We start from the raw sequence: 15,045 nt of genomic DNA, 5'->3' as shown, positions 1-15,045 counted from the left end.
GACACTCCTCCAGAGGGGACCTACTCCTTGAGCCCGCTCGCCGCGATCCCGCTGACGATGAACCGCTGGGCGACCAGGAACATCGCGACCAGCGGCGCGATGGTGACGAGCGCGCCGGCGAACAGCGCCGGCAGGTTGACCGACTGCGCGGTCAGGAACGTCGAGAGCGCGATCTGGGCGGTCCACGACGACGGGTCCTGCCCGATCACCAGCGGCCACAGGAACGCGTTCCAGCTTTCGATGAACATCAGCGCCCCGAGCGACGCGATCATGCTCCCCGAGTTCGGCAGTACGAGGCGCCGGTAGACGCCGAGGTAGCCGAGCCCGTCGAGCCGGCCTGCCTCTTCGATCTCGGCGGGGAACCGCAGGTAGAAGTTGCGGAACAGGATCACGGTGAACGCGCTGAACAGGTTCGGCACGATGATCCCCCACTCGGTGTTGACCCCGCCCATCGACCCGACGACGACGAACGTCGGCACGAACGTCACCGACTGCGGGATCATCAGCGTGACCAGCACGTACGTGAACACCGCGCGACGCCCCGGCACGTTGATCCGGGCCAGTGCGTACCCGGCCATCGACCCGAACAGCGTGCCGACCGGCGCCGTGACGATCGCGACCAGGAACGAGTTCCACAGCGAGTGCGCCATCGGCACCGACGCGTCGGCGAACAGATCGCCGAAGTTCACCCACGACAGCGGGTCCGGCAGCCACGACCAGTCCGGCGAGCTGACCTGCTGGCGCGTCATCAGCGCGTTGCGCAGCATGATGTAGAACGGCAGCAGGAAGATCACCGCGAGGATCGACGCGAGGACGTACTTCGGCGCCTTCCGAACGCGGGGAGCGGCGAGGACGGCCATCAGTCCTTCTTCCCGAAGCCGACGAACCGGCCCTGCAGCAGGGTGATCACGACGATGAGCACGGTCAGCAGGAACGCGCCCGCCGAGCCGACGCCGTAGTTCTGGTCGCCGAGCGCGGAGTCGTAGAGGTAGACCAGCGGCGGCTTCACCGGCGCGGTCGCCGTGCCCGAAAGCCCGGTGCCGAACAGGTTGTAGAACTCGTCGAACGCCTGGAACGCCGCGATGAGGATGAGCAGCAGCACCGCCACCGACGTGTTCCGCAGCTGCGGCAGCGTGATGTAGCGGAAGGCCTGCCACTTCGTCGTGCCGTCCAGCTCGCCCGCCTCGTACAGCGACGGCGAGATCGCCTGCAGCCCGGCCAGGAACAGGATCATGTACAGCCCGACCTGCAGCCACAGCCGCAGCGTCACCACCGCGACCCAGTACACCGGCGGGCTCGTCTCCGACAGCCACGGCACCGGGTCGGCGCCGAACAGCCCGCCGAGGACGTTTGCGACGCCCGACGGCAGGCCGTTGAACAGCGCCATCTTCCACACCAGCGCGGCGACGACGTACGACACCGCCGCCGGGATGAGGAAGATCGTCCGGAAGAACGCCTTGCCGCGCTTGATGCTGTTGATCAGCACCGCGAGGCCGAGCGACGCGACGAACGTGATCGGCACGATGAACACGGTGAAGAGCGCGATCGTCGACAGCGACGTCAGGAAGGCGTCGTCGCCGAGCAGGAACGCGTAGTTGTCGAAGCCGATCCAGTGGCCGATGGTGATGGTGCCGCGCGCGTCGTTGAAGCTGAGCAGGAAGCTCCAGGCGATCGCGACGTACTTGAACAACCCCAGCCCGATCACCACGGGCCCGGTCAGCACCACGAACGCGCCGATCGCCCGCCAGTCACGACGTCGGCGGCGTTTCTTCGCCGGCGCCGAGACGGCCGGGGCCTCCAGCAACGCCGTCATGCCAGCTGCTTGTCGACTTCGGCCTGGGCCTTCTTCGCCGCGTCCCCCAGCTCGGCGGCCGGGTCGGCCTGCCCGTTCGCGATCTTCGTCGCGGCCTGCAGGAACAGCGTCGCCGACGCCTTGTTCCACAGCCCCGAGTACGACTTGCCGTTCTGCTGCGAGATCGTCACGGCGTCCTTCGCCGCGCCGCTCGAGAACTCGGTCGTCTGCGCGGCGACCGGCTTGCGCGCCGGGATGTGGAAGCCGTACTTGACGCACCAGTCCTTCTGCAGGTCGGCGTTCTTGATCCACAGCCAGTCGATGAACTTCTTGACGGCGTCCAGGTTCTGCGACTTCGCGTTGGCCAGCTGGTACCAGCCGCCGACGCGGGCGACCTGCTTGCCGGTGTCGCCGAACTTCGGCCACGCGACGACGCCGAAGTCGTCGCCGAGGGCCTTCTTGATGTCGGGCAGCGACCACAGGCCACCCCACTGCATCGCCGTGGCGCCGTTGGCGAACGCGCCGGGGTCGGACCAGTCGGTCGGGTAGCCCTGGAGCAGGCCGCCGGTGTCGTGCAGCTGCTTGAGCCCGGCGATCGCGGCGACGGCCTCGGGCGAGGCGAAGGCGACCTTCTTGCCGCTGCTGTCGAAGAAGTCGCCGCCGGACGACCAGAGCAGCAGCGTCGCGGCCTCGCCGACGCCGTCGGTGCCGACGTAAAGGCCCTTCTGCTTGCCCGTGGTGAGCTTGCGGGTCGCGTCGAGCAGCTCGGCGAACGTCTGCGGCGGCTGCACGCCCGCGGCCTGCAGCGCGCTCTTGCGGTAGTACAGCATCATGACGTCGTCGATCATCTTGACGCCGTAGATCTTGCCGTCGACCGTCACGGTGTCGAGCGCCGCCGGGCTGAAGTCGGCCTTGGCCGGCGTGATGATGTCGTCGAGCGGCGCGAGCAGGCCGTTCTTGACGTTCTGGTACCGGAAGTCGCCCAGCTCGAACAGGTCGGGTGCCTGCGCGGTGAGCATCGCCGAGTTGAGCTTGGTCTCGTAGTCGCCGGCGATCCAGCTGACGTTGATCGCGATGTCCGGGTTGGCCTTGGTGAACTCCTGCGCGTAGCGCTGGACGGCCTGCTGCGTCCCGGATTCGCCGTACGCGTGGTACCACTGCTGCAGCGTGACTTTCGCGCCCGAAGCGGCGCCCGCGTTCTTGTTCAACGGATCGCTCGTGCAGCCCGCGAGTGCGGCGCCACCGGCGAACAACACGGAACCGACCAGGAAGCTTCGGCGATTCATGGGGCTCACAACGGACTCCTTAGACGCTCTCGGCGACGAAAAGACTTTGGATGGCGACGGCGGCCGCGCCCCGCGCCCACTCCTCGAACGGCAGCGGCCGGATCACCAGGCCGCAGCGGGCGGCGCTGCCGAAGGCCTGGACCGCGAAGGTCCGGCGGATCTGGTCCTCGAACAGGTCGTAGGTGGCGACGCCTTCCCCGGAGACGACCACCCGTTCCGGGCCGAACAGGTTGACCAGCGCGGCCAGGCCGAGCCCGATCGCGTGCCCGGCCGCGGCGAACACCTCGCGCAGCGGCTCGTCACCGCCGCGGGCGCGCGTCACGGCGTCGTCCATGGTCAGCCCGGGTTCGCCGGAGACTTCGCGAGCGCGCAGCAGGATCGCCTCGGTGGACGCGATCGCCTCGACACAGCCCCGGCCGCCGCAGTGGCAGGGCGGGCCGCCGTCGGCCACCGGGACGTGCCCGATCTCGCCGGCGACGCCGTGCGCGCCGCGGACCAGGTCGCCGTTCACCACGAGCGCGCTGCCGATGCCCGTGCCTACCGTGACCAGCGCGAACGATGACGCGCCGACGCCCTCGCCGAACCACTGCTCGGCCACGGTCAGCGCCTTGACGTCGTTCTCCAGCGTCACGGTCAGCCCGGTGGCGTCCTCCAGAAGGGAAGCCAGCGGCACGTCCCGCCAGCCCAGGAACGGCGAGTACCGGACGAGGCCGGAAGCGCGGTCGACGTCGCCGGAAACCGCGACGCCGAGGCAGTAGGCGCGCTCCCGGAGGTTGCTGGTGCCGTCCGGGGTCGGGCCGGCCAGCAGTTCGCCGACGAGGTCGGCCAGCGCGCGGACGACGTGGTCGACGTCGTGGCCGGTCAGCGCGTGGTGGGCGCTGGCGCGGACGTCGGCGCGCAGGTCGGTGACCACCCCGATCAGGTCGTCGCCGGTGATCTTGACGCCGACGAAGTACTCGCGGTCGGGGCGGATCGCGAGGGGGTTCGCGGGCCGGCCGGCGCCGGGGCCGGTGCGGCCTTCGGAGGCGAGTTCTTCGAGGTAACCGGCTTCGATGAACGGCCGGGCCGCTTTGGTGACGGCGGCCGACGACAAGCCGGTGCGCCGGGCGACGTCGACGCGGGAGACCGGCCCTTCGGTCAGGACCGTGGTGAACACGGTCGCTGCCGCGGGACTGGTGATCGGCGCCCTTGCCGGTGCACTGCGAGGCATGGCCGGAAGGGTAGGCAGGATTAATTAACTTCGTCAAGAATTTATTTTTCGGCTGGTCATGCCTACGCTCGGGATCATGTCGCTCGTCGAACACGACCCCGCGCACCGGCTCTGGCTGCTGCGCACCCCCGAGAGCTCGTACGCCTTCCGGCTCGACGCCGACGACCGGCCGCGCCACGTCCACTGGGGCCCGCCGCTGACGCTGGCCCAGGCCACGCAGGTCGCCGCGCGCCGCAACCCGGCCGACAGCAGCTTCGACGAGCCGGGCGACGAGCGGCAGGAGCTGCCGACCGAAGGTGGCGCCTTCTTCGGCGTCGCGGCGCTGGCCGTGCGGTACGAGGACGGGACGTCGGCCCTCGAGTGGCGTTACGACGGGCACACCGGCACCGAGGACTCCCTGGTCGTGCGGCTCGTGGACCGGCACTACCCGCTGGAGCTGTCGCTGCACTACCGCGTTCGCGGCGACGTCGTCGAGCGCTGGACGTCGTTGCGCAACACCGGGGAGGCCCCGATTTCCCTGCTGCGCACGGATTCCGCGTCGTGGACGCTCCCCCGCCGCGACGGCGCGCGGCTCACCCGGACCTCCGGCGCGTGGAGCGCCGAGTACGGCGTGCTGCGCGAACCGCTGCCGGTCGGCGAAACCACGCTGACCAGCCGTCGCGGGGTGTCCAGCCACCAGGTCAACCCCTGGGTGATGCTCGACGCGGGTGACGCGACCGAGACGTCCGGCGAGGTCTGGAGCACCGCGCTCGCGTGGAGCGGGAGCTGGCGGATCACCGTGGAGCGCACGCACACCGGCCGCGTCACGTGGACCGGCGGGTTCGGCCACGAGCACGTCGGCTGGCGGCTGCTGCGCGGCGAAACCTGGGAGACACCGGTGTTCGCCGGGCTCTACGCGGGCGACGGCTTCGGCGGCACGAGCCGGCGGTGGCACGCCTACGTCCGCGAGTTCGTCCAGCCGTACCCCCAGGAGCTGCGGCCGATCGTCTACAACTCGTGGGAGGCCACCGGCTGGGACGTCGACGAAGCCACCGAGACGTCCCTCGCGGCGGCCGCGGCGAAACTCGGGACCGAGCTGTTCGTCATGGACGACGGCTGGTTCGGCGCCCGCACCGGCGACGCGGCCGGGCTCGGCGACTGGACCGCCAACGAGCAGCGCTTCCCGGCCGGCTTGCGGCCCCTGGTCGAAGCCGTCCACGCGCACGGCATGAAGTTCGGGCTGTGGGTCGAGCCGGAGATGGTCAACCCGGACAGCGACCTCTACCGCGCCCACCCGGACTGGGTGCTGCACATGGCCCACCGCTCGCGAACCACGCTCAGGAACCAGCTCGTGCTGAACTTCGCGCGCGCGGACGTCGCGGACTGGGCGCACAAGTGGCTCGACCGGCTCGTCGGCGAGCACGGGATCGACTACCTCAAGTGGGACATGAACCGCGCGTTCACCGAGGCCGGCTGGCCCGCGGCGGGCGACGACGCGGGACGGCTCTGGGTCGAGCACGTCCGCGCGGTGCACACCATCCTGGACCGGCTGCGCGCCGATCACCCCGCGTTGCGGATCCAGGGCTGCGCGGGCGGCGGCGGGCGCACCGACCTGGGAATCCTCGCCCGCACCGACGAGATCTGGGCGTCCGACAACACCGACGCCGCCGATCGGATCACCATCCAGCACGGCTACGGCCAGCTCTACCCCGCCGGCACGATGTCGGCCTGGGTCACCGACAGCCCGAACCCGACCACGGGCCGCGAGGCGCCGCTGAGCTTCCGGTTCCACGTCGCGATGGCGGGCGTGCTCGGCCTGGGCGGCGACCTGCCGCGGTGGTCTCCCGAAGAACTCGACGAGGCGGCGGCGCACGTCGCGCTGTACAAGGAAATCCGGCCCGTGGTGCAGCACGGCGAGCTGTACCGGCTGGCGGACCCGGCGAAGTCGGCGCTGACCGCGGTGCAGTACGTGCTGGACGACGACGTCGTGGTCTTCTTCTGGCGGCGGCCCGCGGAGTTCGCGCGGCCGGTCACGCCGCCCCGGCTGACCGGGTTGGATCCTTCCGCGCGGTACCGCGACCAGGACGGCGTCGTGCACGACGGCGCGGTGCTGCTGAGCCACGGACTCGACGTCGACCTGCCCGGGAGCGGGTACGCGAGCGCGGTGGTGCGGCTGACCAGGGTCTGAATACCCACGCCGACCGGCGTCACCAGGACGGGTGACCTGGATTGACTTTTCACCGGACGTGAGTCAAATGTGAAAGTCCTTCACCTCGCCGCTCGCCAACGGAGGCAGCATGCGCAAGCGCCTGTTCGCTCTGCTCGTCGTGCCCGCGCTCGCCATGCTCGCCTTCGCCGCTCCGGCGTCGGCTACGGCGAACGCGAGCTACCGCGAATACGTCGCCCTGGGTGACTCCTGGACCGCGGACGTCTTCGTCACCCTCCCGCCCGCCACCCAGTTCACCCCGCTCGACTGCGCACAGTCCACTTCGGACTACCCGCACGAGGTGGCCGGCGCGCTCGGCGTCGAGACGTTCCGCGACGCCAGCTGCGGTGGCGCCGCGACGCCCGACTTCACGCAGCCGCAGAAGCTGCCGCTGGGCGGGACGAACCCGCCGCAGTTCGACCGGCTCACGCCCACCACCGACCTGGTGACCGTCGGGATCGGCGGCAACGACATCGGGCTCGCGTCGGCCGTGACCAAGTGCCTCAACCTCCTGCCGGTGAGCACGTGCAAGGCGAAGTTCACCGCGGGCGGCGTCGACCAGCTGGAGAACGCGATCACGGCAAGCGAGCCCAAGGTCGCGAACGCGCTGCAGGGGATCCACGAGCGCTCGCCGCAGGCGCGGGTCCTGCTGGTGAACTACCTCGCCGGGCTGCCCGCGAGCGGGAAGGGCTGCTGGCCGGTGATCCCGATCGCCGACGGCGACGTCGCCTACCTGCAGGAGAAGTTCCTCCACATGAACGCCATGCTCGCGCGGGTCGCCGCGGCCAACGACACCGAGCTGGTCGACACCTACACCCCGACCGTCGGGCACGACGCGTGCCAGGCGCCCACCGTGCGCTACGCCGAGGGCCTGATCCCGATCTCGGCGAGCAACCCGCTGCTGCTCGCGTTTCCCTTCCACCCCAACGGCGCCGGGGCCGCCGCGCAGTCGGAGATCGTCCTGGCCGCGGTCCAGCGGGGCTGAATTGTCGGTGCCGTGAACTAGGCTGTCGGCGTGCCCAAGATCGCGGTGACCCGATGGATTCCCGACGACGCGGTGAAAGTGCTGGCCGAAGCGGGCGAAGTGGCCGTGTCCGAGCTGGACCGGCCACTGACCGGTGACGAGCTGCGCGAGTTCGTGGCCGGCGCGGACGCCGTCGTCGGCATGCTGCACGACCGGCTCGACGGCGCGCTGGCCGACGCCGCCGGGCCCGGGCTGAAGGTGGTCGCGAACGTCGCCGTCGGTTACGACAACGTCGACGTCCCGGCGCTGGCCGGGCGCGGCGTAGTCGTCACGAACACGCCGGGCGTGCTCACCGACGCGACCGCGGACCTCGCCTTCGGCCTGCTGCTGGCGGTGACCCGGCGGATCGGCGAGGGCGAACGGCTGCTGCGCTCGCGCACGCCGTGGTCGTTCCACCTCGGCTTCCTGCTCGGCTCGGGCCTGCAGGGCAAGACGCTCGGCATCGTCGGGTTCGGCCAGATCGGCCGGGCGGTGGCGAAGCGGGCCGAGGCGTTCGGCATGTCGATCGTCCATTCGGGACGGTCGAAACCGGGGTCCGTTCCCTTCGAAGAGCTCCTGGCGCGTTCGGACGTCGTCTCGCTGCACTGCCCGCTGACCCCCGAGACGCGGCACCTCATCGACGCGGCCGCGTTGCGCGCCATGAAACCCAGCGCCTATCTGGTGAACACCACGCGCGGCCCGGTCGTCGACGAAGCCGCGCTGGCGGACGCCCTCGAAGCCGGGGAGATCGCCGGCGCCGCGCTGGACGTGTTCGAGAAGGAGCCCGACGTCGAACCGCGGCTGCTCGGCCGGGACGACGTCGTCCTGAGCCCGCACCTCGGGTCCGCCACGGTCGAGACGCGCACGGCGATGGCCGTGCTGGCGGCCCGCAACGTCGCGGCGGTGCTCGCCGGGCGTCCCCCGCTGACGGAGGTGAAGCCATGACCCGGATCGTCATCGCGCCCGACAAGTTCAAGGGCAGTCTCACCGCGGTCGAGGCCGCGGCGGCCATCGCGCTCGGCGTGCGGGACGCGTTGCCGGACGCCGAAATCGTCACCTGCCCGGTCGCCGACGGCGGCGAAGGCACGCTCGACGTCCTCGAAGCGGCGGGCGCGCGGATCGTCCGGCTGACCGTCCGCGGGCCGCTCGAAGACCCGGTCCAGGCTTCTTACGCGGTGCTGGACGGCACGGCGTACGTCGAATCGGCGCGCGCGTGCGGGATCGAATTCGTCGAGCCCAGCCCGGAAACCGCGCTGGGCGCGCACACCTGGGGCGTCGGAGAGCTGCTCGCGGACGCGTTGATCCACGGCGCTCGCCGGCTCGTGCTGACGGTCGGGGGCACGGCCAGCACCGACGGCGGGGCCGGGATGCTCGGCGCGCTCGGCGGCGGCGTGCTGGACGCGTTCGGCGCACCAGTCGGCCTGGGCGGCGGGACGCTGTCGCGCGTGGCGTCGACGGAGCTGACGCCGGTCCGGGAACGCCTCGACGGGGTGAGCGTCGCCGTCGCCACCGACGTCACGAACCCGTTGCTGGGCCCGGAAGGCGCCGCCGCCGTGTTCGGGCCGCAGAAGGGTGCGGGGCCGTCGGAGGTGAAGGTGCTCGACGAAGCTCTGGGCCGGTGGGCGCACGCTCTCCAGGTGGGTGGCGCTCCGGACGTCTCCCGGATTCCGGGTGCGGGTGCCGGTGGCGGGGTCGCGGCGGGCGCGATCGCGCTGGGCGGGGTCGTCGAATCCGGGTTCGACCTCATCGCGGGGCTGACCGGGGTCGATGCGGCGCTGGTGGGCGCCGACCTCGTCATCACCGGGGAGGGCTCGCTCGACGAACAGAGCTTGAACGGCAAGGCGCCGGCCGGGATCGCGGATCGGGCGCGGGGTATACCGCTGATCGCGCTGGCCGGGCGGATCCAGCTCGACGCCGCCGGGCTGCAACGGCTGGGCGTGGTGGGGAGCAGCGCGCTGATCGACCACGCGCCGTCGGTGGAGCACGCGCAAGCGAACGCGGCGGAACTGCTGCGGGCGCGCGCCGCGGAGGTGGTCCGCGACTGGGCGGCCGGCTAGCCGTGGACGTGGTCCGCGTCCGGGCCGGCCAGCTGGCGAACGCCCGGCGAACGGGCCGCCCGCGACGCTGCGGAGGGCCCGTCCGCCGTGGTCAGCTCGTGTGCTGCGGCAGCACCGCGAAGGCGACTCCGCCGGCTTCGTCCTCCTGGACGTCGAGCACCTTGTCGTCGAGCAACGCCGCGGCCTGCGGTTCCAGGAAGACCTTCGGGCCTTCCTCGGCACCCAGCACGCTGTCGCCCGCCGCGGGTTCGGGGGCGACGGACAGCGCCAGCTGGGCGCTTTCGCCGTCGGCGTTCTGGACCGCCAGGCGGAGCCCGGCGTCGCCCTCCCCCTGACTGGTCAGTGCGGTGATCGCCTCGGCGGCGGCTTCGGTCACGGTAAGCATCTTCGGCCTTCCCTTCGTCGCGGTCGGATGCACTGTGGAGCCCCACGCTAAGGGCGTCCGTTCGGGCGTGCAGTCTGAGCGGATCAGCCCTGTCGAGCCTCGCGGATGGCGTCCGCCACCGAGCCACCCGCGTAGTCCGCCTGCTCGCCCGGATCGGGGTCGGCGTGGCGGTGCGGGATCTCGTCGGCCGGGGTCACCTGCTCGTAGTCGGCCGGCGCGTCTTCGACGGTCTCGTCGAGCTGGTCGGCCGGGGTCGCCGCGAGCGGGCGTTCCGGGACCGGCTCGGGCTCGGTGTCCGGCACCTCTTCGGCGAGGCGCTGGTCCATCGGCTCGCCTTCGCGCGCTTCTCTGGGCGTGGTGCCGAAGCGATCGGCGGCGCTCCAGTGCTCGGGCGGCTCGACGCCCGCTTCGAGGGGGTCCACGCGCAGCTCGTCCTCGTCGAGCGCCTCGCTGGGGTCCAGGCCTTGCGGTTCACTCACTGCTTTCTCCCGTCATCGCCGGTGACCTACCCGGGGCGTCGGGGGCTTCAAACCCGGCCGGTGTCACCGGGATCACATTTCTTCAACGGGTTTAACATATTCACAATTTTGTGAACGCGGGGTAGCTTCGGATCATGGCCACCACCAGGTGCGCACCGGGACACCGGCTGCTCGCCACCGACCCGGAACGGCACCACGAGCTCGGCACGCACGCCGCGTGGTACGTCGTGGCCGGCGTCGTGACAACCGGCGTACAGGCCGTTCTGTTCCTGCTGCTGCGCGACGAGCTCGGCTCCCAGGTGGCGAACCTGGTCGCGATCGCGCTGACGACGGTCGGGAACACCGAGTTCCACCGCCGCGTCACCTTCGCCGGGCGGCCGAGCAACGCCGGGAAGCGGCACCTGCAGGACCTGCTGACGTTCGCGTTCTACGCCGGGTACGGGTCGGCGGTGCTGGCGATCCTCGACGCGGTCGTCGACCGGCCGACGTCGTGGGAGGAGACCGGCACGCTGCTGCTGGCCAGCCTGGTCGGCGGGTTCGTGCGGTTCGCGGTGCTGCGCTGGTGGGTGTTCGCGCACCGGACGGCCACGCCCGCCCACAGCGGCTAGCGTCTGGAGGCGTGGCCTCGGAAGACATCAAGCCCCACGAGGGCGGCAGTGAGCCGGATTATCGCTTCACGCTGGCCAACGAGCGCACGTTCCTGGCGTGGATCCGCACGGCGCTGGGGTTGCTGGCGGGCGGGGTCGCGGTGCACCAGCTGGTCCCGGCCCCGGCGGCGGCCAGCGCGGTGCTCGCCGGACTGTGCGTGGTGCTGGCGGCAGCCTTGGCGGCGACGGCGTACCCGCGGTGGCGGAGGGTGCAGATCGCGATGCGGGCGGGCGAGCCGTTGCCGCGGAGCTGGACGATCGTGGCACTGACCGGAGGGTTGCTGGCGCTGACGGTGACGGCGGCGGTGTTGCTGGTGGTGCCGTGACCAAGCCGGCCGCGGCTCGGCACGCGCGGATCCGGCCCGCCCAGCGGCGGACCGAGGTGGGCGCGGCAATCGCACCGGCGCGCTGGTCGCGGGTGGCAGGGCTTGGGCAGGCGCCACGGGCCGCAGGGGTCCGGCCCAGCCGACAGCAGAACACGGCAGGCGCGGCAATCGCACCGGCGCACCGCTCACGGGTGGCGGACATGCCCGCCGCAGCCGACCTCGAGCAGACGCCGCAGACCGCGGCACTCCGGCTTCGAGGCACCCAGCCCGCACCTACCCGGCCCAGCCGACAACAGACCGCGGCGCCTCGGCCACGCGGCACACAGACCACACCGATCCGACACCCGCACCAGCCACGCCGCGCCGTCCGGAGCCAAGCTCGCTCGGACATTCGGCAGCCCGGCTCCGTGACCCCCGCCGATCCCGGTCCGCACGCTCCGCCACGGACCGCACATGCCGTTAGGCCGTCCGAACAGGCCTGCCCGGCCCCGCCAGGAGCCGTTCAAGCCATTCGGACCAATGCCGACCGACTCCAGGCCGTCCCCCGAATACCGCCGCTTCGCGATTATCGCGACGTCAGAAGTACCGTCATCGCCCTGCGGGTAATCCCGTGACCACCCCTGATGGCGCCCAAGCCGAGCGCACCGGGCTCGCCTGGCGGCGGACCGCTCTCGCCTCTGCCGCCTGCACCGTACTTCTGCTGCACTCCGCCGCCCAGCGCCATTGGGGTGTCTCTCTCGTCCCCGTGCTGCTCGCCGCGGTGACATCTGCCCTGCTCGCGGCCGTGGGCGTGCGTCGCGAACGGGCTCTGCGGAGCGCCTCGCCGGTCGCGATGAGTCCTCTTCTGCCCGCCGTCGCGTCGCTCGCCGTGACCGTGACTGCCACTTCCGTGGCCGTCCTCCACTGACGGGTGAACTCGGCACATCCTGAAACCGATTAATCGCAATGTGCGGGGCCTGGTCGCGGGAACATCACGGTCACTGCTGCTAACGGGGTATTGGTACTTGAAATCTGGACTGATGCGCCATCCCGTGCTTACGATTACCCAGCGTCGCACGGAACGCAGGTAAGACCGGGTCTCCCGGAGTATCTGCGATCGGAACGTCACAGAGAGTTGATCCCCCGGCAGCGACGGTCGAGGGTCGGCCGGGGAGACGACTCATGACAGCACCGACGAGGACCGCCGAGCAGTCCGACAACAGCGATCGCGATTATCGCACTCCTGAGTCATTGCCGCGTCCCAGCGGACGGCTCACCAAGGAGGACCTCGACCCGCTCGTCAAGGACGCGGGCGAGGGCAACCCCGCCGCCATCCACAACCTGCTCCAGATGATCGAGCCGGTCGTGGTGCGGTACTGCCGGGCGCGGATGGGTGGCCGCGACCTCTCCTACCTCTCGGCCGACGACGTCGCCCAGGAGGTGTGCCTCGCGGTGTTGAAGGCCCTTCCGGATTATCAGGACCGCGGCGGATCCTTCCTCTACCTCGTCCACGCGATCGCGGCCAACAAGGTCGCCGACGCCTACCGCGCCGTCGCCCGCGACCGCTCCGAGCCCGTCCCCGAGCTCCCCGAGCGCCCGCTCGTCGCCGGCAACGAGCCCGAGAGCCACGCGCTGCACCTCGACCTCGGCGCCCGCCTGGGCCGGCTGCTCGCCTCGCTGCCGCGGGTGCAGCAGGAGATCCTGACCCTGCGCATCGCGGTCGGCTTCTCGGCACAGGAAACCGCCGAAGCGCTCGGGATCTCCGCGGGCAACGTCCGCGTGACGCAGCACCGCGCGCTGACCCGGCTGCGCGGCATGATCCACGACGAAGAGTTCTAGGCCTCCCAGCCGCGAGCGGGGAAACCTCTTCTACCCCCTGGGGGAGGTCTCCCCGCTCGCATCCAAGCCGTAGACGCGGCGGGCGTTGTGCTCGAACACGCCCAGCCGCTCGGCGTCGGAAAGCCCGCCGGTCAGCGCGATCGCCGCGTCCAGGACCAGCTCGTAGGACGCCGCCAGCTCGCACACCGGCCAGTCCGAGCCGAACACCACCCGCGCGGGACCGAACGCGTCCAGCACGTGGTCGACGTACCGGCGCAGGTGCCCGACCTCCCAGCCCGTCCAGTCCGCCTCCGTGACCAGCCCGGACAGCTTGCACACGACGTTCTCGCGCGCGGCCAGCGCCGCCACCCCGGACGCCCAGGGCTCCCATTCCCCCGCCGCGATCGGCGGCTTCGCCGCGTGGTCCAGCACCAGCCGCAGCTCCGGCAGCCGCAACGCCACCTCGGCCGCCGCGGGCAGCTGCGCCGGGCGGACCAGCAGGTCGTACGCCAGGCCCGCCGACGCCACCGTGCTCAGCCCGGCCACCACCGCCGGGTGCAGCAGCCAGTCGTCGTCCGGCTCGGTCTCCACCTGGTGCCGGATCCCGACCAGCGGACCCTCCTCGCGAAGAGCCGCCAGCCGGTCGGCGACGTCCGGGGCCGCGAGGTCCACCCAGCCGACCACGCCCGCGATCACCGGCTCCGCGGAAGCCGTGGCGAGGAACTCCGAAGTCTCCTCGGCCGATGACACCGTCTGGACCAGCACCGTCGCGTGCACGCCGGCCGCCTTGGTCACCGCGCGCAGGTCGTCCACCGTGTACGGGCGGCGGATCGGGTCGAGCGCCGCCCCCGCCATCCACGGGTACTCGCGCCGCGACGGGTCCCACAGGTGGTGGTGCGCGTCGATCATGAGGCTCCTTCGGCGATGACGACGTCGGCGCGCAGCAGGCCCGCGTCGACCAGTTCCTTCCACAGCTGGAGCGGCACCGCGGCCCGCGCGCGCCGTGCGTTGACGCTGACCTGGTCCGGATCATGCGCGCCGACGACGACCGACGCCACCGCGGGATGCGCCATCGGCAGCGCCAGCGCGGCTTCCGGCAGCTCGACGCCGTGCCGCGCGCAGACTTCGGCGATCCGCCCGGCGCGCTCGACCAGCTCCGGCGGGGCGTCGGCGTAGTCGTAGACGCGGCCCGGCTCGGCGGTCGCCAGGATGCCGCCGTTGAACGCGCCGCCGGCGACGACGGAGACGCCGCGGTCGACGCAGAGCGGCAGCAGCTCGTCGAGCGCGGGCTGGTCGAGCAGCGTGTAGCGCCCGGCCACCAGCAGCACGTCGAGGTCGGTCCGGCGGACGAACTCCGTGAGCATCGGCGCCTGGTTCATCCCGGCGCCGAACGCGCGGATCACGCCCTGGTCCCGCAGCTCGCGCAACGCGGGGAAGGCGCCGCGCAGGGCTTCCTCGAAGTGGTCGTCGGGGTCGTGCACGTAGACGATGTCGACGCGGTCGAGCCCCAGCCTGGTGAGGCTGTCCTCGAAGGACCGCAGGACACCGTCGCGGCTGAAGTCCCACCGGCGCTTGTACGCGGCCGGGACGGCGAAGCCCTGGTCGTCGCGCTCGCCCGCGCCGTCCGGGTTCGGCTCCAGCACGCGGCCGACCTTCGTCGAGAGCACGTACTCGTCGCGGGGGTACGACCGCAGCGCCGCGCCGAGGCGGGTCTCCGAGAGGCCGAGGCCGTAGTGCGGCGCGGTGTCGAAGTACCGGACGCCCTCGTCCCACGCGCGGCGCACGGTCGCGGCCGCCGTCTCGTCGCTGATCGCGTGGTAGAGGTTGCCCAGCTGCGCGCAGCCGAGCCCGAGCGGGGACAGGGAGAGTTCCAACGCC

16 protein-coding genes are annotated in these 15,045 nt (G+C 71.6%); 8 read left to right on the top strand and 8 right to left on the bottom strand.

From position 1 onward, the window contains the following. Window positions 1–20: 20 nt before the first annotated feature. The 4 genes from QSK39_RS48930 to QSK39_RS48915 are packed head-to-tail and all read right to left on the bottom strand — an operon-like array spanning window position 21 to window position 4,288. The gene (locus QSK39_RS48930; protein WP_285484700.1) at window positions 21–860 is read right to left on the bottom strand and encodes a carbohydrate ABC transporter permease; all 840 of its coding nucleotides are present in this window, start codon (window positions 858–860) and stop codon (window positions 21–23) included. Further along, window positions 860–1,813, bottom strand: a complete 954-nt coding sequence (locus QSK39_RS48925) for a carbohydrate ABC transporter permease (RefSeq protein ID WP_285484699.1) — start codon at window positions 1,811–1,813, stop codon at window positions 860–862. Before QSK39_RS48925 ends, QSK39_RS48930 begins: the two co-directional genes overlap by 1 nt. Then, window positions 1,810–3,078 (bottom strand): ABC transporter substrate-binding protein, encoded by a 1,269-nt coding sequence (locus QSK39_RS48920; protein ID WP_285484971.1) that lies wholly within the window; start codon window positions 3,076–3,078, stop codon window positions 1,810–1,812. Before QSK39_RS48920 ends, QSK39_RS48925 begins: the two co-directional genes overlap by 4 nt. A gap of 19 nt (window positions 3,079–3,097) precedes the next feature. After that, window positions 3,098–4,288 carry an ROK family protein gene (locus tag QSK39_RS48915; protein ID WP_285484698.1) on the bottom strand — a complete coding sequence of 397 codons (1,191 nt, stop codon included), beginning with the start codon at window positions 4,286–4,288 and terminating at the stop codon, window positions 3,098–3,100. A 76-nt stretch (window positions 4,289–4,364) separates the two neighbouring features. Between QSK39_RS48915 and QSK39_RS48910 the strand changes: the two genes are divergently transcribed. The 4 genes from QSK39_RS48910 (at window position 4,365) to QSK39_RS48895 (ending at window position 9,533) form a co-directional block, all read left to right on the top strand. Then, window positions 4,365–6,455, top strand: coding sequence for an alpha-galactosidase (locus QSK39_RS48910; RefSeq protein ID WP_285484697.1), 2,091 nt, complete (start codon window positions 4,365–4,367; stop codon window positions 6,453–6,455). Window positions 6,456–6,564: 109 nt separating this feature from the next. Beyond that, window positions 6,565–7,458, top strand: coding sequence for an SGNH/GDSL hydrolase family protein (locus QSK39_RS48905; protein WP_285484696.1), 894 nt, complete (start codon window positions 6,565–6,567; stop codon window positions 7,456–7,458). 30 nt (window positions 7,459–7,488) lie between these two features. Then, on the top strand, window positions 7,489–8,421 hold the full coding sequence (locus QSK39_RS48900; protein WP_285484695.1) for a 2-hydroxyacid dehydrogenase: 933 nt from the start codon (window positions 7,489–7,491) through the stop codon (window positions 8,419–8,421). After that, entirely contained in the window at window positions 8,418–9,533 is a 1,116-nt protein-coding gene (locus QSK39_RS48895) for a glycerate kinase (protein ID WP_285484694.1), read from the top strand. Before QSK39_RS48900 ends, QSK39_RS48895 begins: the two co-directional genes overlap by 4 nt. Window positions 9,534–9,624: 91 nt before the next feature. Here the strand turns inward: QSK39_RS48895 and QSK39_RS48890 are convergent, their stop codons facing one another. Beyond that, complete coding sequence (locus QSK39_RS48890) at window positions 9,625–9,918, bottom strand: iron-sulfur cluster biosynthesis family protein (RefSeq protein ID WP_284743642.1); 294 nt, start codon at window positions 9,916–9,918, stop codon at window positions 9,625–9,627. Between the two features lie 83 nt (window positions 9,919–10,001). Then, window positions 10,002–10,397, bottom strand: coding sequence for a hypothetical protein (locus QSK39_RS48885; RefSeq protein WP_285484693.1), 396 nt, complete (start codon window positions 10,395–10,397; stop codon window positions 10,002–10,004). Window positions 10,398–10,531: 134 nt separating this feature from the next. Between QSK39_RS48885 and QSK39_RS48880 the strand changes: the two genes are divergently transcribed. From QSK39_RS48880 to shbA, 4 genes are all read left to right on the top strand, one after another. Beyond that, window positions 10,532–11,005: a GtrA family protein gene (locus tag QSK39_RS48880; protein WP_285484692.1), complete on the top strand. Its 474-nt coding sequence runs from the start codon at window positions 10,532–10,534 to the stop codon at window positions 11,003–11,005. An 11-nt stretch (window positions 11,006–11,016) separates the two neighbouring features. Beyond that, window positions 11,017–11,370: a YidH family protein gene (locus tag QSK39_RS48875; RefSeq protein WP_285484691.1), complete on the top strand. Its 354-nt coding sequence runs from the start codon at window positions 11,017–11,019 to the stop codon at window positions 11,368–11,370. 610 nt (window positions 11,371–11,980) lie between these two features. Continuing rightward, the gene (locus QSK39_RS48870) at window positions 11,981–12,277 is read left to right on the top strand and encodes a DUF202 domain-containing protein (RefSeq protein WP_285484690.1); all 297 of its coding nucleotides are present in this window, start codon (window positions 11,981–11,983) and stop codon (window positions 12,275–12,277) included. A 254-nt stretch (window positions 12,278–12,531) separates the two neighbouring features. Next, window positions 12,532–13,188, top strand: a complete 657-nt coding sequence (shbA, locus tag QSK39_RS48865) for an RNA polymerase sigma factor ShbA (RefSeq protein ID WP_285484689.1) — start codon at window positions 12,532–12,534, stop codon at window positions 13,186–13,188. Window positions 13,189–13,218: 30 nt separating this feature from the next. Here shbA and QSK39_RS48860 read toward each other — a convergent pair whose 3' ends face one another. Beyond that, window positions 13,219–14,076, bottom strand: coding sequence for an amidohydrolase family protein (locus tag QSK39_RS48860; RefSeq protein WP_285484688.1), 858 nt, complete (start codon window positions 14,074–14,076; stop codon window positions 13,219–13,221). Then, window positions 14,073–15,041 carry an aldo/keto reductase gene (locus QSK39_RS48855; protein ID WP_285484687.1) on the bottom strand — a complete coding sequence of 323 codons (969 nt, stop codon included), beginning with the start codon at window positions 15,039–15,041 and terminating at the stop codon, window positions 14,073–14,075. Before QSK39_RS48855 ends, QSK39_RS48860 begins: the two co-directional genes overlap by 4 nt. Window positions 15,042–15,045 lie beyond the last annotated feature (4 nt).

This window comes from Amycolatopsis sp. NBRC 101858, assembly GCF_030269325.1.
GTDB lineage: Bacteria > Actinomycetota > Actinomycetes > Mycobacteriales > Pseudonocardiaceae > Amycolatopsis > Amycolatopsis ponsaeliensis.
The sequence above is the reverse complement of the archived record's forward strand: the minus strand, read 5'-3'. Positions and strand labels throughout refer to the sequence as shown.